Origin of the sequence: Flavobacterium pasteuri, from assembly GCF_048286615.1 — a bacterium.
Taxonomy (GTDB): domain Bacteria; phylum Bacteroidota; class Bacteroidia; order Flavobacteriales; family Flavobacteriaceae; genus Flavobacterium.
In genome coordinates this window covers 129012-154296 of record NZ_JBLVPN010000002.1, presented here as the reverse complement: position 1 = coordinate 154296, position 25285 = coordinate 129012, and the positions used below count along the sequence as shown (strand labels likewise).

Genomic DNA, 25285 nt, shown 5'->3' with positions numbered 1-25285 from the left:
TAAAACGAACACATTCTGACCCTCTTTTTATAAAAGAGATAAGGATTATTTTTACAATTTTTTAAATAAAAAAAGTAAAAAAGCAAACCATAGCGAGATTTAATAATTATATCCCGAAATCGCTGTGTAGAATAAAAATGGGGTAAGTAATTTGAAATAAATGAATATGAGTTTAAGATTAATTGTAACATTGTTTTTATTGAATAGTATCGTTCTTTTTTCTCAGGAAAATACCACGAAACACACCATCGTAAAAGGAGAAACAATTTCTAGTATTGCAGAGAAATACGATGTTAAACAAAGCGCTATTTTCAAATTAAATCCAAACGCAAAAAACCTCTTAAAACTCAATTCCATTTTATTAATTCCTGTAGCAGCCACAAAAAAGACAAATACAAAATCCAAGGTTGCAACAAACTACTCCGCAAAAGAACATGAAGTTCTTGCCAAAGAAACGCTTTACGGAATTGCAAAAGAATACGGAATCTCTCTTAAAGAATTAAATGAACTCAATCCAACATTAGAATCTACAGGATTGAAAATAGGTCAAAAAATTATAATTCCAGCAAACACATCTTCAACGGAAGTAGCTGTTGCGCCTCAAGTCAAAAAGGTTTCTCAAAAGCCGGAATTAGTACTTACTCCTCAAGTAATCGAAACTAAAAAATCCACTACTGAACAAACCACGATAGAAGTACTTCCAAAAGAATCAAAATATTCTATCGCAAGAAAATACGGAATTACAGTTAAAGAATTAGATAAAGCCAATCCAACTATAGGTGCCAAAGCGCTTAGAGTAGGTCAAAAAATAACAATTCCAGGAAATGGAATACCAGTGACTGATGTTGCAGTTGTACCACAACAAAACAAAGAATTGCCAACTCCGGAAGCTATAGTTAGTACTGAATCGGTTAAAGTTGTACCTAAAATAGAAGAAGCTGTTGTTTCTCAGCCGAAAATAGATTTGCCTAAATCAGAAGTTACGGCTGTTTCTCAACCAAGTGAAATAGTAAGTGCAACTTTAGATAATATTGTTCGTGAGGTGTTGCCAAAAGAAACCAAATATGGTATTGCTAAACAATACGGGATTACGGTTCAGGAATTAGAAAAACAAAATCCATCAGTTAAAAACGGACTTCGAGTAGGTGATAAATTGAACATCAGCGCTAATAACGCACCACTAGAAAATAATGTTATTGTTAGTGCCGATAGCGACATGACGACTACGATTCAAAGCACTAAAATTGATTTTAACAACACATTAAAACCTACTTTTAATCATGATTTTTTAGATCAATTGATAGAACGTGCTTCAGAAAATATAGGAACCAGATATCGTACTGGAGGAACTTCAAAATCAGGATTTGACTGTTCTGGTTTAATGTGTACAACTTTTGGAGCATTCGATATTAAGTTGCCAAGGACATCACATGAGCAATCCAACATTGGAACTAAAATTAACACCGAAGAAGCTCAAAAAGGGGACTTGATTTTCTTTAAAACAAACGGTAGAAGCCAAATTAATCATGTAGGTATGGTGGTAGAAGTTTGTGAGGGAGAAATAAAATTCATTCACTCTTCAGTGAGTAATGGAGTTATTATTTCCTCAACCAAAGAAAAATACTATGAGAAAAATTTCTCCCAAATAAATAGAGTGCTACAATAATCTCTTCGAAAAAATAAAAATATTTATATATAAAACGTTCCAATCTTGGAACGTTTTTTTTATGTCTTTTAGATTTTTATTTCTCCTTCATTACCACTTACATAATTAGTTCCTATAACAACTGATGCCGCCATTTTTAGAAAATTAACCATTTGATTTCCTTTAGTATCCCAGAAGTATGCACTGCCTGGTTTTACTTTAATAAGCGAAATGTTAGGATCATTTTTACCTTCTTTAAACCATATATTTACAACGGGAGACCATAGCTCTTCTATTTTTTCTTGATCAGTAACTATTGATGCTTCACCATTTACAACCATGTAGCTTCCTTTTCCGGGATGTGCAAAAAATAATTGAACACTGGAATCTTGCTCAATTTCTTTGTTTTTTTCACTGTCTTTTTCGCTAAAGAACCAAATGTTTCCTTTCTCGCATACTTTTACAGCTCCCATAGGTCTGGTGGTTGCTCCATCATTCGTTTTGAGATTGGTACAAAAAAGACAAGTGTTGATTTCTTCAACTAGGCTTTTAAGTTTATCTATTCCTTCAACTGTATGTTCATTTGCTTGATCACTCATAATCCTACGTTTTATTTCGATTGTTAGACTCTGTAAATTCTTTTACAAAGTTGGCAAACAAAACAGTAAAAAGGATTACACAATTCAGAGTAAAAGTTGCAACTTTCACATATTGATGGCATAAGTAGCTGTTAATTCAATAAATACAACTTCCGTAGGAAATAAATTAAAAGGGAAGTAGCTGGACTTGGTTATTTTTCAACACTGTTAATTTCAATCCAATAGCCATCTGGATCCTGGATGTATACTTGTTTGATTCCGTCAGCTCTAACGGTTATCGTATCAAGTTTCCCCGGCCAGTCAGAATAGGTAATGTTGAGGTTTTGCAGGTTAGTGATTAAAGCATCAAAATTAGTGACTTTAAACGCAAAATGTACTGCTTTGTTTATCGTAACAGGTCCTTTAATAGTGGAAACTAAATGTAATTCTTTGCCATCACCCAATGAAACCCAACGAATGCCTTCCTTTCTTGTAAGATTGGTAATTTCAGAAAGTTTCAAAACGTTAGTATAGAAATCAACGGAACGATCCAAGTCTTTTACAGAAAGTGCCATGTGATCCAATTTCAAAGCAAAAGAGTTAGCATTCTGGGCGCAAAGTGTTCCAGTGAAAACAAAAACAATCAGGAATGCGGTTATTTTTTTCATGGTCAATTTGATTTGTGTTTTACTAAAATAGTATTTGTTGTTTTGTCGTTAAAATTAATTTTTACAAAGAATATCATTTATCACTTTGATTGATTCCGCAGTTGTATTGGTATTGGTGTTTATGGCTACACTATTATTGTTGTATGGCCTGTACATGTTTATATTTGGACGAGAAAATAAGCCCACTGTAGGTGTTAGTGAAGCACTGGCCAAATGCATAATCCCACTGTCGGCACCAATGAAAATTTCAGTATTGGCAATTACAGAACCAATTTCTCTAATGTCTTTACTATAAAATGTAGGTGCTTTAAATCCTATTTGTGAAATATTTTCTACCGGTAAAACCTCTAAAATATTATAATCTTCATATTTTGTTTTTAATTGCTCATAAAATTCTTCCCACCATTTTTCTGAGTAGCATTTGTCGTCCGTTGCATAAGTGAAAATAGCAATAGTTTTTTTGTCGTTAGGAACTATTTTGTCTACTATTTTTTTGCCTTCAGCTAATTCAGCAACGCTTAATTTAAGATCTAATGGTGGAATAGGATTTTCATTTTTTGGGAACCCTAATTTGGTCAAAAAACTTCTAAATTCGTATACGGGATATTTTGCAATATGCTCATAATCGGTGTGTTTCAATTGCATTTCCTCATCCAGTTCTCCAAAAAATTTGTATTTGGCATCTGCAAATTGTGCCGATAATCGTCCTGACGAGGAGTTTTTATCAACGTTGATGACAATGTCATATTTTTGCTTTTTAATTTTCACCCAAACCTTGAAATAGTCGACGAGATTTTTGAACGGTTTTTTTGGAAGTTCAATGATGTAATTGATGTTGGTGTAATTTTCAAATACAATTGGTGCCAAACCTCCTTTTACAAACAAATCAATTTTACATTCTGGAAAAGTTGCTATGACATCCTGTACCAGTGGTGTTATGAGTAACAGATTCCCAAGTCTGTGATTGGGTCTGGAAATTAAGACTCTTTTGATTTCAATTTTTTGAGTCAAATCGATGTCTTGATTCTTCTGGGAACTGCCGATATTTTTAGTAAGGCTTCGTGTTAAAATCCTTCGGAATACATTTACTTTTTTTAAGATACTCATGCTTTTAAAATATTATATAGTATTGAAATCATTTTTAAATATAAAATTGAAAAGGTCTGTTTTTATCCTTTTTTTATAGAACATAAAATAAATAACACCATCCAAAACGGATTACCTAACGGGCAAATATACAATATAGAAGCTAATAATATTTGTAGCTCTTTATAATATACTTTATTCTTAAGGATTGGATATGCAAATAAAAACGGCACATAAAGTTACGCAACATTTTTGCAATTAATTTGATTGTTATGTCCTTCAATGGTTGGATAATTTAATGCGCAATGCCCTCTTTTTTGATTGTGCCAAATTGTGAGATATTCAAAAAAATCCAATTTCTAATTTCTTTTAGTTGTCTGCGATTGCTCCTAATTTAAGTGTAGCATAAAATAGAATTAATGTAAATTACGTTTTGGAATCATAAAAAAGCGCAGCAATGCAGAAAGGTCCTAAAATATTTTGCAATCTTTGAACTCTAAAAAAATTAAAGCATTATGAGCAAGACAAAACTAACAATCAATCGCAATGGTTCTATAAAAATAGAAGGCGATTTTGAAATAACAGACTGTGAAGGAAACACATACGGATTAGAAGGGAGAACCGCATTAGGGCTATGCCGTTGCGGATTGTCAGCAAACAAACCTTTTTGTGATGGTTCCCACCGCAACGGTTTTGAGCATGAATCAGCTGCATTTGACTTGCCACCAGTGAAAACGAAGTAATCTCGTTCTCTAATTCCATTAAACAAAAAAGCTACATTCATAAAGATGTAGCTTTTTTGTTTATTATTTGAACCAATTAAACTCTATCGTTTATTCGCTGGATGTACTGCTATTCAAATATCACTTATTTTTTAAACTGCTGATAATTGCCATAACATCTTGATCGCCCAATCCCTCTTTTTCTGCTGCAGCATAACTGTCATACAAAGGGTGAATGAGTGGAGAATCGAGTCCGGCTTCTTTGGCCAGTCTTAAATCTTTGACTAAATGTTTCAACGCAAATGCTGCCGGATAAGAATCGTTCAGAATGGAAGGTGTTTTGATATTCGTAATGCCGTTGCCACAAGCACCTTGATTGATAATGTTGAGCATGTCTTCTTTGCTTACGCCGTTTTTCTCGGCAAATAAAACCGTTTCAGCTATGCCTTGAAGATTCAATCCCAATAGGTAATTGATGGCTAATTTAGCCGAACTTGCCACGCCAGGTTCGCCTACGTGAATGGCAATTTTACCCAAAACGTCAAATATGGGTTTGGCTAATTCGTAATCTTCAGTTGAAGCGCCCACGAGAATGACCAAAGTTCCGTCTTGTGCCGGTTTTACACTTCCAGAAACGGGAGCGTCTATAAAATGTACGTTATGTTGGTTGCAAATGGTGTTTAAATAACGCGAAGTTTCCGGCGCAACGGTGCTCATATTGATGATGGTTTTGCCAGGATTGGTTTTAGACAATAAACCCGTTGGTCCTTCAAAAACTTCTTTGACAGCTGCGTCGTTGGATAACATCGTCAAAACGACGTCACAGGTATCCATTAGTTCTTGTAAACTGCTTGCTGATTTTGCTCCTGCAGCCAGTAATGGTGCTTCTTTATCTTTGGTGCGATTGAAAACGGATACTTCAAAACCCGCTTTGAGTAGGTTCATCACCATTGGGTTGCCCATGTTGCCAAGGCCTGTCCATCCTAATTTTAATGTATTCATGATTTTTAGGGGTAAAATGATTCGTTTCCTGTTTTGCTGTTAAAACTATAATAACATCAGGAAAGCGACACTAAAGTACGGTTTATTTCTGGGAAAGAAACTAAAACAGCTGATGGAAAATGGAATGATTGTATATATCCATGCGAGCTGATTTTATTAATTTACGTATTCCAATAGAAGAAATTTAGAAGTTTAAAAAGTGCAATTCCTGTAGCTACTCCAATTAACATCCAAAAAATTCTTTGTTTTTTGTCTATTTTTACAAATTGTTCCTTGAGTAATATGCCATTTTCTTTCAATTCAAGTTTGATTTCTTTTTTGTCGAATTGTTTGTATTTGGATTCCAATATTAAATCTCTGGCGTGTAGTTTTATTTCATGGGTAATTCCAGTAAAAGAAAACTTTTTAGAAATTCTTTTTCCATTCAGTAAAACACTTTCAATTCCAAAAATAGAGTTTAAGAATTCTATTTTATTTGAGTCAATATTAAATTCAGCGTATTTCATTTATTTTTTTTAATGTTTTGTAGTATGAGGTGAGGTCCGGATTGTTGTCCGAAAAAATCAGAAGTCCCACCGATCGGGATAATTCCTTTAAATTTCAAACTTATAAAGAAGTTTTAATAAAAATTTTAATAAAAATTTTTATTTAAGATTTTTGCAATTTTCAATTATCTTTTCTAGAGCTGAAATGAACTCTGATGTATCTAAAAAATAACTCGGATAAGCTTTCTTTAATGATTTGATAGAACCAGAAGAAACCAAAACAACGGCATTATTATTTGTGTCAATTGTTTTTTCTATTTCGAGATAATCTTGTGAGGCTAAAGCGAATTGTTTTTTCTTATATCCTCGAATGTTAACTACCTTTTCCTTTGCATTTATGTTAATTATATAATACTCTCCGTTAAATTTTCCAATTTCAATTTGTTTTGCGGAAACTCTTAATGCTTTTAAAATATCCGTAACTTTTAATTTTTCAGCTAATTTTTCACATTCTAGCATCAACTCAATCATAGATTTTGTTTGGTGTTCTGGTAAAACCGGTTGCTTTTCTTTTATTGCAAATAATGAACTTACAATTTTAAAAAATTCAAGCCATTCATCTGGACCTTGACTGGATTTTAGGGATGTTTTTGTTATAATTCCTGCTGTTTCAACTGCTGTAGCCCAATTATGTTGAAGCTTAGTTCTTATTTGAAGTTCTAGCTTCAATCCGTCGTATTTTATGTTTTTTGAATTATAGGTGTATATAAAGTGAATACTTCTATATCCTGAGTTTTTTGGCTTTTCAACATAATCAACTATTTTTTCTAATTTGTGATTGTTGTTATTAGAAAGGGATTTTTTTAGTCGAAGTAAATCTTTGGTATCTTTTAAAACTGCTCGATATCCACCAATATCTTGCATTCCACCCAAGCCCATATTTTCATTTAGATCAAGTTTGTATTCTATTGATACCAGTCGTTTTAACCTTTGTGAAACAAGAACTGGTTCAACCCCACTTTTGTAGAACAAGCGCAATAATGAATTTTTCATTACATTAAGAGGGTGTAAATGATTTGTTCTCCAAGCATTAATTATATCTAAAGCATTATTCCTATCTTCTTGGCTTTTAGAAGACAACAAAATTTTACCTGCTTTCGTAATTTGTTTTTTGCTATATGTCATTAGATTATAATATGTTGAGATTTTGTCTTACACTTTTTAGAAATTGTTTGATAACTTTTTGGCTCTCCAAATAAAGTTTCGTAAATCCAACCAAATATATCGATTACTAAAACTTACTTTTTCAAATATATTAAATTTTTCTTACAAATTTATTGAAAAGTATAAACGTTATTGTTATTGCGGTTTGCGTGAGGGAGGGAAGCGGCATCCTTTATTTTCTTTCTTTCAGAAAATAAAGATACAGCGTACCGCCCGACCCTAAGTGGCGAGGAGGAACGACAAAGCGGCTGCAGGGTCACGCCCAAAGGAACAATCACACTCTTCACAGCTCACCACTCACTTTTCACTTTTCACTTTGTTGTCACTTTTCACGTCCTTTTTATGAAATTTCCAAAAAAAGTATATCTTTAGCCAACTAAAACCAAAACCCAAAAGCCCAAAAATATGGAAGACCAAAAACCAGACGATTTTAAAAGAGAATTAGGATTACTTGACGGAACCATGCTAGTGGTGGGTTCTATGATAGGTTCCGGGATATTTATTGTAAGCTCGGATATGGTTCGCCAGTTGGGTTCTGCCGGTTGGTTGATTGCCATGTGGGTGCTTACGGGCGCTATTACGGTGATTGCCGCCGTGAGTTATGGCGAGTTGAGCGCGATGTTTCCTAAAGCGGGTGGTCAATATGTGTACATTAAGGAAGCGTATGGGAAGCTGGTGGGTTTCTTGTACGGTTGGAGCTTTTTTGCCGTGATTCAAACCGGGACTATTGCTGCTGTGGGTGTGGCTTTTGCTAAATTTGCCGCCTATTTGTACGCACCTTTAAGTGATAAGAATATTTTATATGAGATTGGGGATTTCAAACTCAATGCGGCACAGATTGTTTCTATTTTTACTATTATTTTGTTGAGTTATGTGAACAGTCGCGGGGTGAAAAACTCGAAGATTTTACAAACGGTGCTTACGGTGGTCAAAGTGCTCTCGCTAGCGGGTTTGATTGTTTTTGGTTTTATTGCTGCGGATGGAGCTGTTTGGGATGCGAATTGGGCCAACGCTTGGTCAGCTCAAAGCCTGAATGTAGATACAGGCGAGTGGTTGCCTATAGGTGGTTTGGCATTAATTAGTGGTATTTCGGCGGCCTTTGTGGGTTCGCAATTTTCGAGTGTGGCTTGGGAAGGGGTGACTTTTATTGCGGGTGAAATTAAAAACCCAAAACGCAATGTGGGCTTGAGTTTGTTTTTAGGAACTTTGATTGTAAGTGTAATTTATATTTTAGCCAATGTGATGTACTTGGCAGTAGTGCCTTTGTTTAATATTGCTACTGCCGAATCTGATCGTGTGGCGGTGGTGGCTTCGCAAACTATTTTTGGATCGGTGGGAACTTTGATTATTGCCGTGATGATTATGATTTCGACTTTTGCGTGTAACAATGGTTTGATTATGGCTGGTGCTAGGGTTTATTATACGATGGCTCAGGATGGTTTGTTTTTTAAGAAAGCGGCCCAACTGAATAAAGCAAGTGTTCCTGCATGGTCTATTTGGGCACAATGTATTTGGGCTTCTGCTCTTTGTTTGACGGGTAAATACGGTGATTTACTTGATTTTGTGGTAATTATTGTTTTGATATTTTACATCTTAACCATTTATGGGATTTTTATTTTACGTAAAAAAATGCCAAATGCAGAGCGTCCGTATAAGGCCTTTGGTTATCCGCTGCTGCCAGCGCTGTACATTTTAATTACGGTGGCAATTTGCATGGCGTTATTGTATACAAAACCAACTACATGTGGATGGGGCGTTTTGATTATGCTACTAGGTATTCCAGTGTATTATTTGACGAAAGCGAAGGAGTAGTTTTTTTTAGTTGTGAGTAGTGAATAGTGAGAAGTGAAAAGTGAAAAGTGAGAAGTGAAAAGTGAAAAGTGAATGGTTAATATATTGATTTTAAGTTTTATTTTAAATCAGTCAAAATCCGTTTAATCCGTGTTCTATTCGGTACAACTATCAAACTAACACATGAGAAAATCCGTTTAATCCGCGTCATCTGTGGCTAAATTCGGTAGAATAACAAAAAAGCTTAAATAAAAAAAATCCGTCTCGTTTTGATAACGCGACGGATTTTCTATTTAATTCAGGCTGGGTTGCTGCTTTCTTCAATCTAAATCTAAAAACTAAAAAACTAAAAATTACAATCTGCAACCATCAACCTGTAATCTATAGGCTAGTAATACGTAAAACGTCTTACTTTAGCAATATATTTTGCTAATCGGATTACTTGGTGACTGTATCCGTATTCGTTATCGTACCAAATGTATAACACGATGTTTTTTCCATCGGCAGAAACGATTGTGGCATTACTGTCATAAATAGCAGGAGCTGATGTTCCCACGATATCCGAAGAAACCAATTCGTTGTTCAAAGAATATTTGATTTGCTCCACCAATTCGCCTTCCAATGCGTATTTTTTCATGATGGCATTGATGTCTTTAACGGATGTTTTTTTAGATACTTCCAAATTCAAGACTACCAATGAACCGTTGGGAACTGGCACTCGAATTGCATTTGAGGTTAATTTTCCTTCCAATGACGGCAATGCTTTTGCAACAGCACTTCCGGCCCCCGTTTCAGTAATCACCATATTTAAGGCTGCAGCTCTACCACGACGGTATTTTTTGTGCATATTATCCACAAGATTCTGGTCGTTAGTATACGCATGGATGGTCTCCAGATGTCCTTTGACAACTCCTAAAGTATCTTCAACAGCTTTTAATATTGGCGTAATCGCATTTGTAGTACAAGATGCCGCTGAAAAAATATTGATTTCATCCGGATTGTATTCGTTATGGTTTACACCGTGAACAATATTAGGAACTCCTTTTCCGGGAGCGGTAAGCAATACTTTATCCACACCTTTGGAAACCAAATGTCGGCTTAATGCTTCATGGGTTGTAAAAGCACCTGTGTTGTCAATTACTAATGCATTGTCAATTCCAAAAAGCGTATAATCAATTTCTTCAGGTCCGTTTGCCGTAATAACGTGAACAGTTGTTCCGTTGATAATCAAAGCATTATTTTCAGTATCAGCATTTACTGATCCTTGAAAATCACCGTGAATAGAGTCGTATCGCAATAAAGAAGCTCTTTTTTCTAGAGAAGTAGCATCATTTTTATCGCGTGTCACGATAGCGCGCAATCGCATTTGACTTCCTTTTCCGGTTTTAGACATTAATTCTCGGGCTAATAATCGACCAATGCGCCCAAAACCATACAGTACAACATCTTTCGGCTGAATGTCCTCAGAGTTCTTGGCGTTTTTAAGTTTGTCAATGACAAAATATTTGGCGTCTGGATATTTATCTTCTTCTAAACCATATTCGTACGTCAGCTTGCCAATGTCCAATTTTGCAGGTGGTAGATTCAATTCTAAAATCGCTTTTGCAATTTTAACCGAATCAAAAACTGAAATGGGTTTGCCTACAAATTCAGCAGCATATTCATGCAGGTTGATAATATCGCTGACATTTCTATCAATTAATTGATTTCGAAATAAAACCATTTCTATGGATTTATCATACCATAAATCGCTGATAATTTTAATCAGTTTTACTCCTGCACGTCGCCTGTCGGCTTGAAAAGTAACTTCTTTTTCGTATAAAGTTGTGGTTGCCATGTTGAAAATTTAATGAAAATAAGTAATTGTATTTTTTAAAATTTGCGCAAAAGTACCCATTTCAATCGATTTCGTAACGTATTTTATGAATTATTTATAAAATAAAAAAGCCACCTTGTTTTTTCAAGATGGCTTTGGTTTTTTAAAGCGGGGATGCGTTAGAGAATCACACGCATAATTTCTCCGTTTTTATTAATCATTTCGATACGTACCGTTTGGCTTTCCTCTTTTTTACTTAAAAGTTTAGAAACGGTTTCCACATCAGTAGCTTTTACATTGTCAATACTCAAGATAATATTTCCTATTAACTCGTCTTCGTATTGTTTCAAGTTTTGGCTGCTTATGGATTTGATTCGTACACCGTAATCAATTTTAAACTTCTTTTTGTCAGCAGCTTCAATATTCTCTAATTCGATGCCCTTGAATTCCGCATTGAAAAATTCATTTTTGCTTAAAACTACAGGAACCACTCTGGTTTTTCCATCTCTGATATAAGTAACTTGAACTTTATCATTTGGTCTTTTCGTATTGATGTACCCAGAAAGATCCGCAAAAGTTGCCACATTTTGTTCGTCTAATTTGATGATGACATCGCCTTTTTCAAGTCCTGATTTTTCGGCACCGGAATTTTTAGTTACTTTATTAATGTAAAATCCTTGTGTTTGTGTTATACCTAATTCTTTTGAACTAATGCTGTTCAATTCGCCTCCTTCAACGCCAAGAATTCCACGTTGCACATTTCCAAATTCCATTAAATCTTCAATGATTTTTCGGGCAATATTCGAAGGAACCGCAAACGAATAACCTACATAAGAACCGGTCATGGAGGAAATCATCGTGTTAATTCCTATCAGCTCACCACGTGTGTTGACTAAGGCGCCCCCACTGTTTCCAGGATTTACCGCAGCATCAGTTTGTATGAAAGATTGGATTCCGCTGGTGTCTAAATCTCTGGCTTTCGCCGAAACAATTCCAGCTGTTACCGTGGAAGTCAAATTATATGGATTTCCGACTGCCAAAACCCATTCTCCAATTTTAACCGAATCAGAATTAGCGAAAACAGTATACGGTAATTTCTCGTTTGCGTCAATTTTCAATAAAGCAATGTCCATTTTAGAATCGGTTCCAATGAGTTTTGCCACATATGATTTTTTGTTATTTAAGGTAATTTCAATTTCTGATGCACCTTTAATTACGTGATTATTGGTTACGATATAACCGTCTTCAGAAATGATTACACCGGAACCTGTTCCTACTTGTTCCTGGGATTGCCCGCCTTTATACCCATAAAAATATTCTAAAATGGGATTTGTAATCGTTCTGCGGGAGACGTTTTTTACGTGTACAACCGTATGAATAGTTTTTTCTGCTGCTTCAGTAAAATCAAGTACATCCGATGATAATCCTACTTTCTTTCCGTAAGAATCGGATGCCGTTGTGACTCCTGAATTTTTATCATTAGAAAAATATCCATTGGTGTCAAATAATAATTTGTATGAACCTAGTGTTACTACTCCGCTCAACAGGGAAACCATAAATAGTGTTGAAAATTTTTTCATAATTAAATTCGTTTATTAAGATATTTACCCGTAAAAATAAAACTAAAATTGATTCGGAAAATGTAGTTTAACGCTCTTTAACAATGATTAACATTTCATTAATAGTTCGTACTTTTGTTGGACTCAATACAAATTAAAATGCAACTAGAATTTTATAAATACCAAGGAACAGGAAATGATTTTGTGATGATTGATAATCGTTCGGAATTTTTCCCAAAAGAGAATACACAACTGATTGCCCGTTTATGCGACAGACGTTTTGGAATAGGTGGCGATGGTCTGATTTTATTGGAAAATGACACGATTGCTTCGAATCTCGCAACGGCCACCGATTTCAAAATGGTCTATTACAATTCAGATGGAAACCAAAGTTCTATGTGTGGCAATGGTGGACGCTGTTTAGTGGCTTTCGCCAAAAAGCTGAACGTAATCGAGAACGAAACTACTTTCATAGCAACAGATGGTTTGCACCACGCGACAATTGGCGATGACGGATTGGTTTCACTTCAAATGATTGATGTTGAAGAGGTAAAAATAAGTCCAGATCATGTGTTTCTGAATACAGGTTCGCCACATCATGTGCAACTAGTAGACGATTTAGAAAATTACAATATAAAGGAAAACGGAGCGGCCATTCGATACGGAGATTTATACGGGAAAGCAGGAAGCAACATCAACTTTGTCAAACAAATTGATGACACCACTTTTTCGCTACGAACGTACGAAAGAGGCGTTGAAGATGAAACGCTTTCTTGCGGAACAGGCGCTACAGCAGTTGCAATTGCAATGAATGTTTTAGGAAAAACAAATGCTTCTTCCATTGATTTGAACGTCGAAGGCGGAAAATTAGTCGTTTCTTTTGACAAAAAAGATGGGCAGTTTACCCATGTTTTTCTGAAAGGACCAGCGGAATTTGTATTTAAAGGAACGATTGAGATTTAAATAAAATTCTAAATCAAAGATGAAAACATTAAAAGGCGACAATATCTATATTCGTGCATTAGAACCCAATGATTTGGAGTTTGTGTATGCGATAGAAAATGACCAGAGTATTTGGGAAGTCAGTAATACACATACGCCTTACAGCCGATTTTTAGTCAAGCAATATTTAGAAAATGCCCATCAGGATATTTATGAGGCCAAGCAATTGCGATTGGCTATTTGTCAGGATCAGGATTTCCCCGCTTTGGGTTTAATCGATTTATTTGATTTTGATCCAAAGAATAACAGGGCAGGAGTAGGTATTGTTATCCAAGACAACAAAAACCGAAAACAGAATATTGGTTCGGAAGCTTTGGGGTTATTAATTGAATATGCTTTTTGCAATCTTAACTTACATCAATTATATGCAAATATAGGAACCGAAAATGAAGCTAGTAAAGCACTTTTTACTAAATTTGGATTCGAAATTATAGGCGTGAAGAAAGATTGGACCTTTGTGAACGGCGTCTATAAAGACGAAGTTATTTTTCAATTAATCAATACTAAATTTTAAATTTTTTAGTTTTGAATCAGTACCGTTTCAAAATCAAATGAATAGGAAGAATGACACTGTTGTGATTCCATAAAAAAATAATACCACATATGAATATTAAAAAAATTATCACCATTGCTTCTGTTGTTTTAATATCAATATTAATGATTTATGGATTAATATTATTAAAACAGATTTTTTCTGCTAACACAAAATTTACCGATAAAGAAGTCTATGTCTATGTTCCCACAGATTCTAAATACGAAGATGTAAAGAAAATAATTGCACCGTATGTTGAGGATATGGAACGTTTTGAAATGGTGGCTAATAAGAGAGGCTATTCTGAAAATGTAATTCCGGGTCGTTTTCTTTTCACAAAAGGAATGAACAGTTATGAATTAGTAAAAACCTTGAGACTTAATTCACCTGTGAAATTGGCTTTCAATAATCAGGAGCGAGTGGAAAATTTAGCCGGACGTGTAGGTTCTCAAATAGAAGCCGACAGTTTGTCTTTGTTAAATTCGTTTAAAGATTCTATTTTCTTGAAAGAAAACGGGTTCAATGAAGAGAACGTTTTGGTACTATTTATTCCTAATACCTATGAAATTTATTGGAATACTACGGCTGAAAAGTTCCGCGATAAAATGATTAAAGAATACCGTAATTTCTGGAATAAAGAAAGAGTTGCCAAAGCGCAAAAACAAGGATTAACACCTATTGAATCTACTATTTTGGCTTCAATCGTACACAAAGAATCTGTTAAAAAAGACGAGAGACCTAGAATTGCAGGCGTATATTTGAATCGGTTAAGAGCACAAATGCCATTGCAAGCTGATCCAACAGTTATTTTTGCGATGAAGAAGAAATCGAATGATTTTGATCAAGTCATCAAAAGAGTTTTTTACAATGATTTGACGATGAGTCATCCCTACAATACGTATATGAATGTGGGACTTCCTCCGGGACCTATCGCTATGCCTGATATTACAGCATTAGAAGCTGTTTTAGATCCTGAGAAAAATAATTTCATCTACTTCTGCGCCAGTGTAGAGCGCTTTGGATACCACGAGTTTGCCGCTACATTAGAGGAACACAATAAAAACGCCAAAAAATATTCGGATTGGATCAACAGTCAAGGCGTAAAAAGATAGTTTTGGGGCGGAATAAAAAAGTTGTCTTTTTGTTGCTGTTTTGGATGATTTTCCAAACTGGTTTTGCTCAAAATACAGCAGATAGTTTCTTCAAACCATCCGATTCTCTAGACATTAAAAGACAAAATGCAGTTGTTATTTCCGAAGCAGTTTTGGCTACGGGAACTTTAATAGGTTTGAATCAAGCTTGGTATGCTGAGTATCCCAAATCTGATTTTCATTTTATAAATGACAATGCTGAGTGGCTCCAAATGGATAAAGCCGGTCATGTGTTTTCGTCGTACCATTTGGGACGATTTGGTTCCGAAATGCTACAATGGAGTGGCACTTCTAAAAAAAATCAGGTGCTTTATGGAGCAGGATTGGGCTTTGCGTTTTTAACAGCTGTTGAGGTTTTAGATGGCTATTCCTCTGAATGGGGCGCTTCGCTGGGTGATGTTGTTGCAAATGCTTCCGGGACGGCTTTATATGTTTCACAAGAATTAATCTGGAAGGAACAGCGTATTACCCCTAAATTTTCTTTCCATACCACAAAATATGCCAGTTACAGACCTGATGTTTTAGGAAGTTCATTAACAGAGCAAATTCTAAAAGATTACAATGGACAAACCTATTGGCTTTCGGTCAATTTACATTCTTTTGCTAAAGGCTCAAAAATACCCAAATGGCTCAACTTAGCTTTGGGTTATGGGGCTGATGGTATGATAACCGGAAATAAAGAAGATAGTGTCCCCATTTTAACTTCAAATCTGCAAAGATTCAGACAATTTTATCTGAGTTTGGATGTAGATTTGACAAAAATTAAGACCAAATCCCATTTTTTCAAGACCGTTTTCTCCGTTTTTAATACAGTTAAAATTCCTGCACCGACAATCGAATTTGTGCATTTTAACGATATAAAATACCACTTCATCTATTTTTAGAAAAGTTTAACCACTTGATTATCAGTATAATTATTTTTGTTGTATCTTTGCACATAGAAATTTCTTAACGGGACAGCGTTTTGAAGAAAAACAATTTATGATAAAGAAGTGGTATTTTTACACTAGTCTGACTGTAATTACAGTTTTTTTAAGCTCAGGTTTTAAACCGTTTAACTTAGAAACCAGCCCTTGGTTTCTTATCAATGAAGAAGAAGGAACACACTACTTATTTCCTTCTGAAAAGCAAGAAGATTACATCAATTCGAACATCCCTTTTACTGGAAATTTTTTCGTTGGCTTTAAGGAAGCAATTGGATACAGAGAATCTGAAAGTAAATATAAAAAAATCAATTCTTTAGGATATTTAGGGAAATACCAATTTGGTATTGAAACTTTAAAGTCTGTTGGAGTTCACAACAGCTCCGCTTTTTTGAACAGTCCGGAATTACAGGAAAAAGCATTTATAGCACTCTTAGCTAAAAATAAATGGGAACTGAAAAAAGAGATTGAAAAATACGAAGGAACAATAATAAACGGAATACACGTTACTGAATCTGGAATTTTAGCTGCGGCTCACCTTGGCGGTGCAGGATCAGTAAAAAAGTATTTTAAAAATAAGGGGAAACGTTATTTTAGAGATGCTTATGGAACTTCCATAAGAACATATATGAAACTATTTGGTGGTTTTGATACCTCATTTATTGTTGCTGATGGCAATGCAAATGTAAAAAACATACAGATTTAAATAGTTTCAACAAAATAAAAAAGGTTGTCTGAAATTATATTCAGGCAGCCTTTTTTATTATAAATGGAGTTATACCATTGATTACTTCATTATAGTCCAATTATTTTTTGTCACATCGAGCGCAGTCGAGATATCATAACGGTTCTCGACTGCACTCGAACTGACAATTGGACTATTTTATAATAACGAATGGTATTATTTTGCTTTAAGAATTTCTCCATTGGGACGCACTACTAACTTCATGGTTTCCTTATCTTTTTTTGATTTTAATCTTTTTTTTTGATAATATACCTTATGTCTGTGAATATAGGAAACTGTCATTTACAATTGACCAACTGAGATATGCTCGATAAATAGAACTGAGAACCAGTCCGGGAAGTTTTGCATTTTTGAATTCTTCCATAACGGGTATTAATTTTCCGTTTTCATTGTAAGTGGCGGTCTAAGAGCCGTTTTCACTTCCATTATTACAAGGTATTTTTCAAATCCTTTGGCATCTTTACCTAAATCAAAGGCAATAAATTTTTCTTTTACAGTTTGTACTCTTTGGTCAGGAATGTTGTCAGGAATATAAACAGAAAAATCTGACCCAACTCGTTTAATAACCACAACGGGTAATTTTTCGATTTTAATTTTTTCCTTTGGATTTTCTTGGGAGTATGATGCTATTGTAACGCTTAAAAAAAGTATAATAATAAGTGCTTTCATAATATTTAAGTTTTAAATTAATTAATGATTTTTCGTAATTGTAATAAACTAATATAGTCTAAGGCTTACTGTTTTACTTCCCTTTCTTTAGTTGTTTAATTGTATATATCAGTAATTTACAATTTAATATGCTTATTTAAATTTAGCTTTTTAACTCAGTGTTTTGCGTTAATTTAGACCATAACTGATGTTAATAAAATCGATTAAATCATTTCTTTTTTAATAGGAATAGTATGTTTTTCCTTTTTAATAAAAAAAGCACCAATCTTTAGATTAGTGCTTTAGATAGAATTGACAATTATAGTGTTCTTTTTTATTCGAAACTGCCCATTAAAATTTCCAATATTTTAATGGCAGCTTCACTGATTTTTGTTCCCGGTCCAAATACGGCAACCGCACCGGCATCAAATAAAAACTGGTAATCTTGGGCAGGAATCACTCCTCCTACAACCACCATAATATCTTCCCGACCGTATTTTTTTAGTTCTTCGATAACTTGTGGTACAAGTGTTTTGTGTCCTGCTGCAAGAGAGGAAACCCCTAAAATATGTACGTCATTTTCAACTGCTTGTTTTGCAGCTTCAGCCGGTGTTTGAAAAAGTGGCCCAATATCAACATCAAAACCTACATCGGCATAACCAGTAGCCACCACTTTTGCGCCACGATCGTGCCCATCTTGTCCCATTTTGGCAATCATTATTCGAGGGCGGCGTCCTTCTTTTTTAGCAAATTCATCTGCTAATTGTTTTGCTTTTTCAAAACTTTTGTCGTCTTTTATTTCTTTACTATACACACCGCTAAAGGATTTAATTTGTGCTTTGTATCTTCCAAAAACCGCTTCCAGTGCATCGCTGATTTCTCCTAATGTTGTTCGGTTTCTAGCGGCTTCAACGGCAATTTCCAGTAAATTACCTTCTCCTGTTTGTGCACAAAGGGTTAGTTTTTTTAATGAATTTTGAACTTTTTCTGTATCTCGGGTCGCTTTGATTCGGTCTAATTGTTCCAATTGTTGCTTGCGAACCATTTGGTTATCCACATCAAGAATCTGTAACGGATCTTCCTTTTCTAATCGATATTGATTCACGCCCACAATAATATCCTGTCCGCTGTCTATTCTGGCTTGTTTTCTGGCCGCCGCTTCTTCGATTCTAAGTTTCGGAATTCCAGATTCAATGGCTTTGGTCATTCCGCCCAGCTCTTCCACTTCTTCAATAAGTTTCCAAGCATTTTCGGCAATCTCATTCGTCAAGCTTTCTACGTAATAACTACCGGCCCAAGGATCAACAGTTTTTGTGATTTTAGTTTCTTCTTGTAAATAGAGTTGCGTGTTTCTGGCAATTCTAGCCGAGAAATCCGTTGGTAAAGCTATGGCTTCATCCAAAGCATTGGTATGTAAAGATTGTGTTCCTCCAAAAGCGGCTGCGGCTGCTTCAATACAGGTTCGTGCCACATTGTTGAAAGGATCTTGTTCCGTTAAACTCCAACCCGAAGTTTGGCAATGGGTTCGCAAGGCTAATGATTTATCGTCTTTTGGTTCGAATTGTTTTACCAGTTTTGCCCAGATCATTCTTCCTGCACGCATTTTGGCAATTTCCATAAAATGGTTCATTCCAATTGCCCAGAAAAAGGAAAGTCGTGGAGCGAATTCATCAATTTTCATTCCGGTTGCTAATCCTGTTCGAATGTATTCCAATCCATCGGCCAGCGTGTAAGCCAATTCAATATCAGCAGTGGCTCCCGCTTCCTGCATGTGATATCCAGAAATGGAAATCGAGTTGAATTTGGGCATTTTTTTGCTAGTAAATTCAAAAATATCTGCAATGATTTTCATAGAAGGCGTTGGCGGATATATATAAGTATTACGCACCATAAACTCTTTCAGAATGTCATTTTGTATCGTTCCGGAAAGTAACTCGGGTTTTACGCCTTGTTCTTCGGCGGCGACAATATAGAAAGCCATAATAGGTAAAACAGCGCCATTCATCGTCATGGAAACGGACATTTCATCTAGCGGAATTTGGTCGAATAATACTTTCATATCTTCCACGGAATCAATCGCAACTCCAGCTTTTCCTACATCTCCTACCACACGTTCATGATCCGAATCGTAGCCGCGATGTGTGGGTAAATCAAAAGCGATTGAAAGTCCTTTTTGACCCGCAGCCAAGTTTCGTCTATAAAAGGCATTACTTTCTTCAGCGGTTGAAAATCCTGCATATTGGCGTACTGTCCAAGGTCTGCGGACGTACATCGTAGCGTAAGGTCCGCGTAAATTTGGTGCAAAACCAGCCCCAAAATCAAGATGCTTGATGTTCTCAATATCTTGTTCTGAATATGTTGGTTTTAGTTCGATTCTTTCTGCGGTTAGAAATGCATCAGCCAAAGAATTTTCATTCTCCACTTTCAACGGTGTACTTTCTAATTTTATATGTTGTAAATCTTTTCTTTTCATTTGTTTAGTACCAAATTACACGAATGCTGATGAATTTTTAATTTTAATTAGCCGAAATTGCTGAATGTTATTCGAGACCAAGTCGCTCTTGTTCTATTTTTTCTGCCAGACGTTTTTCGATTATTGGTGTAATCAATGTTTTTCTTGGTTTGACTTTTACAAAAGGGAACAGTTCTAAATCGTGTTTCATTTTATCCTGCTTGTTAGGATGCTTGTTTGTTCCCAATAAAATTTCTTTACCGTTATCAAATAATGCTTGAGCCGTATCAGCGCTTTCTTGAATTTTCCTTTTGATGATTCCATCGTTAAGTTGTTTCAAGAAACCACCATTTGCCTCAATATCTTTGAATAAAGCCAATGCTTTTTCAGCTAATTGATTGGTAAGATTTTCTATATAATAACTGCCATCAGCCGGATTATTAACTTTGTCAAAATAACTTTCGTTTTTGAGAATCAACAATTGATTTCGCGCAATTCGGTCACCAAATTCATTGTCTTTGTGGTACAAGGCATCATAAGGCAAATTAGCAATAGCATCCGCTCCGCCAATAATTGCGCTCATACATTCAGTTGTGGTACGTAACATGTTTACATTATAATCGTATAATGTTTTGTTTCGTTTTGTAGGAGAAACGATAATGTTGCAATCTAAATTGTGGTTGTATTCCTTGGCAATCAGATTAAAAATTAATCGCAACGCACGCAGTTTTGCAATTTCAAAAAAGTAATTTGTCCCAACGGCTACTTCAAAAACAATGGGTTTGTTTATAGCTTCAACCCTGTTGAAATATTCATTGGCATGTCCTAAACTATAGGCAATTTGCTGCACCATGTTGGCACCGGCATTTTGATACAATGCCGCATTAATGCTTATTAACGATACAGATGGTGTTGCAGTCGAAAGTAAATTCAGTGTTTCGAAATTATTTTTTTCTTTAGTTGTAAACCAGTTCCCGTCTTTGGCTAATTGCCCAATTGGATCCAAATTGCAAAAAATAATGATATTATTTTTCTTTGCAAAAGCATCTATTTTTTTTACGAAATCGATTGAAATAAACCCCAGATTAAAATAAACGGTAACTTTTTCTAAAGGTAATTTCTCCAATAGATTGGTGACATCAATCGATTCGTTTTCTATTGTAAAACGAAGGCTGTCTGCACCACGACTCAAGGAATCTAATGCTCTTTCGATTGATTTTTCAACATCGTAGACAAATATGTTTTGGCAAATTTTGAATTCAGTTGCTTTTGTAGCTATCGAAAAAGATTTGGAAAATTCATCTTTATGATAAAATGGTTTTACTTGAATGTCTTCGGGAGAATTCCAAACTACCGTTTCATTATAGTCCGCTCCTTTGAGTTCAAATTGGATTTTTTGTTTCCATTGTTTGGAGGAAATGGGATTGAAATCATCGAAAAGATTTGTTGTCATTTTGTTTATGGTTTTCCTAATTTCAGCTTTTTCCTATTGGAAATGAGCTGAAACTTGGTGTTTTATTTTTCAATCGTGTCACCTTCGAATTCAATGATATAAATATCTTCACTATCTTTTTTCATATAGTATTTCTCTCGGGCGTATTTTTCTATCTGTTCTGAATTTTTTAATTGCTTGATATTCTCTTGGTCCTTTTTTATTTCTTCCTTATAATAATTTGCATTGTCTTCTAATTCGTTGATTTGTTTGTCTAAAACACGATGTCCGAAATAAGAATAGTTGTCCAGGAAAATCATCCAAGTAGTAAAAAATAACAACACCCAGACATATTTGTTACTTAAAAATTTAAACCAAGGTTTGTCTTTATATGGATTTGTCATTTTTATTTTTTTTAGCCCCGATTATAGTGAAAATTCTTTTAGTAGGTGATGATGACGAAGGAAGATTCACCTACTATAAAGATTGCAATCTCGTCTTCAGGACGAGACGGGAAATAGCTCCTAATAATTATTACATTAAAATTACAACTAAATTATAGAATTTTTTGATTTATTACCGCTCTAACTACATCAATGGCTACCGTATTGTATTTGTCGTTTGGTATAATAATGTCTGCAAATGCTTTTGTTGGTTCTATAAACTGTTCGTGCATTGGCTTCAATGTTGTTTGATATCTGTTGATTACTTCATGCATATCCCGGCCACGGTCAGCGATATCACGTCTCATACGGCGGATTAATCGTTCGTCAGAATCAGCATGAACGTATATTTTTACATCAAATAATTCTCTTAATTCTGGGTTTGCCAAAATTAAAATACCTTCTACAATCATCACTTTTCGAGGATGTGTGAAAACGGTATCGTCCGTTCTATTGTGCGTTACAAACGAATAAACGGGCTGGTGGATATTGTTTCCTTCTTTTAATTCTTTAAGGTGAGTAACCAATAATTCAAAATCAATGGCACGGGGATGATCAAAATTAATTAATGCTCTTTCGTCAAATGAAAGTCCATGATTTTCTTTGTAATATGAGTCTTGCGAAATAATTCCTACTTCGGTTTCGGGTAATTCATTCATGATTTGATGTACAACGGTTGTTTTTCCGCTTCCTGTACCACCTGCAATTCCTATAATTAGCATAATTTTTTTGTTATGTATTTTATCGGGACAAAAATAGGAATTTAATTGGGAGTGGATTTTGTTTTTTGAGGAAATGTTGCTGATTTAATATATTTATTGCTCGTTATTAATTGACATTTTTTTCTATCTTTAGTTTCTAAAACAGACTGCTTTGTATTCACAAATCAATAAAAATATAAGTCGCTATGTTACTTTTGAACCGAAAGAATTAGAAATTTTCAATTCTTTATTGGAATATAAAACGGTTCCTAAGAAAACGATTTTACTTCATGAAGGCGAAATGTGCAATTTTGAAGCTTTTGTAATCAAAGGTTGTGTCCGCAAATATTATATTGATGCCAATGGTTTTGAAGTCATTCTACAATTTGCCATCGAAAATGCGTGGATAAGCGATATTTCTTTTAGTATTTATGAAGAGAAACCAAGTAGGGTGTATATCGAAACATTGGAAGATTGTGAGTTTTTTATGTTTAGCCCAGACACTAAAGAAGAATTATTTGCCAGAGGACCTAAGTTTGAACGCGCTTTCCGTATCCTAATGCAAAGGAGTCTTGCGGTTACTCAAGATCGTTTATTTAATACTATTTCTAAAACTGCCACCGAGAAATATTTAGAGTTTCTCGACCATTATCCCACACTTTCTCAGCGCGTTGCCCAGCATTATATTGCTTCTTATTTGGGTATTTCTGCCGAATTTCTAAGTAAAATAAGAACTAAAATCGCCAAACACTAAATTCTAGTTATTTTTCATTTCTTGTCCTAGTTCAATGCATACGCTTTTTTTTTGACGCAACTTTGTACCACAATAGTAAAGAACACGACAATGGAAAATACAGATAAAATAATAGACAGTGCAATTACGAATTCAGTTTTGCATAAAGCGGATACTCGCGGTCATGCCAATCACGGTTGGTTAGAATCCTATCACACTTTTAGTTTTGCAAATTATCACAATCCAGAACGAATGAATTTTGGAGTGTTGCGCGTTTTGAATGATGATAGAGTCAATCAAGGAATGGGTTTTGGGAAACATCCGCATGATAATATGGAAATTATTTCTATTCCGCTCGAAGGTGATTTAGAACACCAAGACAGTATGGGAAATACTACCGTAATCAAAGAAGGTGATATTCAAGCGATGAGCGCCGGTACTGGGATTTTTCACAGCGAATACAATAAAAACAAAGATCAGTTGGTTAAGTTTTTACAGATTTGGATTTATCCAAATCAAAAAAATGTAACACCTCGTTATGACCAAATCACTTTAGATTTAAACGATCGTCACAATAAATTACAACAAATTTTATCGCCAAATCCAGAAGATGAAGGCGTTTGGATTCATCAAGATGCTTGGTTTCATATTGGAAAGTTTGACAATGATTTTTCTACTTCGTATGAATTGAAAAAACCAGGAAATGGAATTTATGCTTTTGTTTTGAATGGAGATTTTACCATAGGAGACATTGCTTTAAATGAACGTGACGGATTAGGAATTTGGGATACCGATGCAATTAAAATTACCGCTAATTCAGCCAATGCCGAAATCTTATTGATGGAAGTGCCAATGAAATTGTAATTAAATAAGCGAATAATAGCATTAACTAATAATAAATAAGAATACTATGTCAACAACAAAATGGGTAATTGACCCAACACACTCAGAAATTGGTTTTAAAGTGAAACACATGATGTTCACCAATGTTTCAGGTAAATTTTCAAAATTTGATGCAACGATTGAATCAGAAGATAATGATTTTGAAAACGCAAAAATTGAATTTACCGGAGCAATTGATTCGATAACAACTGGAAATGCAGATAGAGATACTCATTTATTGAGCCCAGATTTTTTTGATGCTGCTCAGTTTCCAGAAATTAAATTTAGCGCTACTTCTTTCACCAAAATTAATGAGGGTGAATATGAATTGGTTGGTGATTTAAGTTTACACGGTGTTACAAAATCAGTGAAATTAGCAGTAGAATATGGCGGATTAATGAAAGATCCATGGGGAAATACTAAAATGGCACTTGCATTAGAAGGAAAAATCAACAGAAAAGATTGGGGATTAAACTGGAATTCGGCTCTTGAAACTGGCGGTGTTTTAGTAAGCGAAGAAGTTCGTTTGAATATCGAATTGCAATTTGTGCAACAATAATTTTAAAATAAATTAAGCACAAATCTCAAAGAATTATTTCTCTTGAGGTTTGTGTTTTTTAAAAATTGCAATGATGGAAACCATAAATATTTTATACATAGGAAGACATCTCGAGATTTTGGCAACTGTAGTCCGATTAATAAATGCAAACGAGAATTGGAATGGAGTAGGCGTTATGAACGATGAGGAAGCTAAGGAGATTTTTATAAGAAAAGATTTTTCACTTGTATTGTTAGGTTCCGGAATTCAAGAAGAAAGTGAAACTAATTTGTGCACTTTTTTCAATAAACAGAATCCAAATATAATTATTGTTCAGCATTATGGCGGTGGAAGTGGTTTGCTGAAAAGTGAAATTTTACTGGCCTTGGAAAACAATAAAAATTAAAAACTCTTTTTTTACCATTAAGAAATTAAGAAAAATTAAGCACCACTTCTTAATTCTTCTTAATTTCTTAATGGTTAAATTTATAAAATAGGATGTTTACTAAAATATTTAGTAGTGTCAA

Annotated in this window: 25 protein-coding genes; 12 read left to right on the top strand and 13 right to left on the bottom strand. The window is 34.7% G+C overall.

What is annotated here, in order from left to right; translation table 11 throughout:
- The first annotated feature begins 166 nt into the window (after positions 1–166).
- Positions 167–1666 (top strand): LysM peptidoglycan-binding domain-containing protein, encoded by a 1500-nt coding sequence (locus tag ACNQF6_RS03340; protein WP_417963245.1) that lies wholly within the window; start codon positions 167–169, stop codon positions 1664–1666.
- A gap of 68 nt (positions 1667–1734) precedes the next feature.
- On the opposite strand, the gene ACNQF6_RS03335 is transcribed toward ACNQF6_RS03340, so the two are convergent.
- The 3 genes from ACNQF6_RS03335 to ACNQF6_RS03325 form a co-directional block, all read right to left on the bottom strand.
- Positions 1735–2244, bottom strand: coding sequence for a pyridoxamine 5'-phosphate oxidase family protein (locus ACNQF6_RS03335; protein WP_417963243.1), 510 nt, complete (start codon positions 2242–2244; stop codon positions 1735–1737).
- Between the two features lie 191 nt (positions 2245–2435).
- Positions 2436–2891, bottom strand: coding sequence for a VOC family protein (locus ACNQF6_RS03330; RefSeq protein ID WP_417963241.1), 456 nt, complete (start codon positions 2889–2891; stop codon positions 2436–2438).
- A 54-nt stretch (positions 2892–2945) separates the two neighbouring features.
- Positions 2946–3998: a glycosyltransferase family 9 protein gene (locus ACNQF6_RS03325; RefSeq protein WP_417963239.1), complete on the bottom strand. Its 1053-nt coding sequence runs from the start codon at positions 3996–3998 to the stop codon at positions 2946–2948.
- A gap of 494 nt (positions 3999–4492) precedes the next feature.
- On the opposite strand from ACNQF6_RS03325, the gene ACNQF6_RS03320 reads away from it, so the two are divergent.
- Complete coding sequence (locus ACNQF6_RS03320) at positions 4493–4720, top strand: CDGSH iron-sulfur domain-containing protein (protein WP_417963237.1); 228 nt, start codon at positions 4493–4495, stop codon at positions 4718–4720.
- Positions 4721–4840: 120 nt separating this feature from the next.
- Here the strand turns inward: ACNQF6_RS03320 and ACNQF6_RS03315 are convergent, their stop codons facing one another.
- The 3 genes from ACNQF6_RS03315 to ACNQF6_RS03305 form a co-directional block, all read right to left on the bottom strand.
- On the bottom strand, positions 4841–5701 hold the full coding sequence (locus ACNQF6_RS03315) for an NAD(P)-dependent oxidoreductase (protein ID WP_417963235.1): 861 nt from the start codon (positions 5699–5701) through the stop codon (positions 4841–4843).
- Between the two features lie 161 nt (positions 5702–5862).
- A complete protein-coding gene (locus ACNQF6_RS03310) occupies positions 5863–6207 on the bottom strand; it encodes a hypothetical protein (protein WP_417963233.1) in 345 nt (114 codons plus the stop codon).
- A gap of 138 nt (positions 6208–6345) precedes the next feature.
- Positions 6346–7329, bottom strand: coding sequence for a RelA/SpoT domain-containing protein (locus tag ACNQF6_RS03305; RefSeq protein WP_417963231.1), 984 nt, complete (start codon positions 7327–7329; stop codon positions 6346–6348).
- Between the two features lie 486 nt (positions 7330–7815).
- On the opposite strand from ACNQF6_RS03305, the gene ACNQF6_RS03300 reads away from it, so the two are divergent.
- Positions 7816–9222 carry an APC family permease gene (locus ACNQF6_RS03300; RefSeq protein WP_417963229.1) on the top strand — a complete coding sequence of 469 codons (1407 nt, stop codon included), beginning with the start codon at positions 7816–7818 and terminating at the stop codon, positions 9220–9222.
- 367 nt (positions 9223–9589) lie between these two features.
- On the opposite strand, the gene ACNQF6_RS03295 is transcribed toward ACNQF6_RS03300, so the two are convergent.
- Positions 9590–11038 carry a glyceraldehyde-3-phosphate dehydrogenase gene (locus ACNQF6_RS03295; RefSeq protein ID WP_417963227.1) on the bottom strand — a complete coding sequence of 483 codons (1449 nt, stop codon included), beginning with the start codon at positions 11036–11038 and terminating at the stop codon, positions 9590–9592.
- A 158-nt stretch (positions 11039–11196) separates the two neighbouring features.
- Complete coding sequence (locus ACNQF6_RS03290) at positions 11197–12597, bottom strand: S1C family serine protease (protein WP_315207325.1); 1401 nt, start codon at positions 12595–12597, stop codon at positions 11197–11199.
- A gap of 138 nt (positions 12598–12735) precedes the next feature.
- Between ACNQF6_RS03290 and dapF the strand changes: the two genes are divergently transcribed.
- From dapF to ACNQF6_RS03265, 5 genes are all read left to right on the top strand, one after another.
- Complete coding sequence (gene dapF / locus ACNQF6_RS03285; RefSeq protein WP_417963224.1) at positions 12736–13539, top strand: diaminopimelate epimerase; 804 nt, start codon at positions 12736–12738, stop codon at positions 13537–13539.
- 19 nt (positions 13540–13558) lie between these two features.
- Entirely contained in the window at positions 13559–14092 is a 534-nt protein-coding gene (locus tag ACNQF6_RS03280) for a GNAT family N-acetyltransferase (protein WP_417963222.1), read from the top strand.
- A gap of 89 nt (positions 14093–14181) precedes the next feature.
- The gene (mltG, locus tag ACNQF6_RS03275) at positions 14182–15222 is read left to right on the top strand and encodes an endolytic transglycosylase MltG (RefSeq protein WP_417963220.1); all 1041 of its coding nucleotides are present in this window, start codon (positions 14182–14184) and stop codon (positions 15220–15222) included.
- Between the two features lie 44 nt (positions 15223–15266).
- A complete protein-coding gene (locus ACNQF6_RS03270; protein WP_417963795.1) occupies positions 15267–16145 on the top strand; it encodes a DUF2279 domain-containing protein in 879 nt (292 codons plus the stop codon).
- 97 nt (positions 16146–16242) lie between these two features.
- The gene (locus ACNQF6_RS03265) at positions 16243–16890 is read left to right on the top strand and encodes a peptidoglycan-binding protein LysM (protein ID WP_417963218.1); all 648 of its coding nucleotides are present in this window, start codon (positions 16243–16245) and stop codon (positions 16888–16890) included.
- Positions 16891–17301: 411 nt separating this feature from the next.
- Here the strand turns inward: ACNQF6_RS03265 and ACNQF6_RS03260 are convergent, their stop codons facing one another.
- From ACNQF6_RS03260 to udk, 5 genes are all read right to left on the bottom strand, one after another.
- Entirely contained in the window at positions 17302–17598 is a 297-nt protein-coding gene (locus tag ACNQF6_RS03260; protein WP_417963216.1) for a hypothetical protein, read from the bottom strand.
- A gap of 313 nt (positions 17599–17911) precedes the next feature.
- Positions 17912–20050 (bottom strand): methylmalonyl-CoA mutase, encoded by a 2139-nt coding sequence (gene scpA, locus ACNQF6_RS03255; protein WP_417963214.1) that lies wholly within the window; start codon positions 20048–20050, stop codon positions 17912–17914.
- Between the two features lie 67 nt (positions 20051–20117).
- Positions 20118–21482: a methylmalonyl-CoA mutase subunit beta gene (locus tag ACNQF6_RS03250; protein ID WP_417963212.1), complete on the bottom strand. Its 1365-nt coding sequence runs from the start codon at positions 21480–21482 to the stop codon at positions 20118–20120.
- A gap of 62 nt (positions 21483–21544) precedes the next feature.
- Positions 21545–21865, bottom strand: coding sequence for an FtsB family cell division protein (locus tag ACNQF6_RS03245; protein ID WP_282710459.1), 321 nt, complete (start codon positions 21863–21865; stop codon positions 21545–21547).
- 152 nt (positions 21866–22017) lie between these two features.
- Positions 22018–22626 carry a uridine kinase gene (gene udk, locus ACNQF6_RS03240; protein WP_417963209.1) on the bottom strand — a complete coding sequence of 203 codons (609 nt, stop codon included), beginning with the start codon at positions 22624–22626 and terminating at the stop codon, positions 22018–22020.
- A 151-nt stretch (positions 22627–22777) separates the two neighbouring features.
- On the opposite strand from udk, the gene ACNQF6_RS03235 reads away from it, so the two are divergent.
- The 4 genes from ACNQF6_RS03235 to ACNQF6_RS03220 all read left to right on the top strand — a co-directional run bounded on the left by ACNQF6_RS03235 (position 22778) and on the right by ACNQF6_RS03220 (position 25164).
- Positions 22778–23359 (top strand): Crp/Fnr family transcriptional regulator, encoded by a 582-nt coding sequence (locus tag ACNQF6_RS03235; RefSeq protein ID WP_417963207.1) that lies wholly within the window; start codon positions 22778–22780, stop codon positions 23357–23359.
- Positions 23360–23449: 90 nt separating this feature from the next.
- On the top strand, positions 23450–24202 hold the full coding sequence (locus ACNQF6_RS03230) for a pirin family protein (RefSeq protein WP_417963205.1): 753 nt from the start codon (positions 23450–23452) through the stop codon (positions 24200–24202).
- A gap of 46 nt (positions 24203–24248) precedes the next feature.
- Complete coding sequence (locus tag ACNQF6_RS03225) at positions 24249–24779, top strand: YceI family protein (protein ID WP_417963203.1); 531 nt, start codon at positions 24249–24251, stop codon at positions 24777–24779.
- A 70-nt stretch (positions 24780–24849) separates the two neighbouring features.
- Entirely contained in the window at positions 24850–25164 is a 315-nt protein-coding gene (locus tag ACNQF6_RS03220; protein WP_417963201.1) for a hypothetical protein, read from the top strand.
- Positions 25165–25285: the final 121 nt, after the last annotated feature.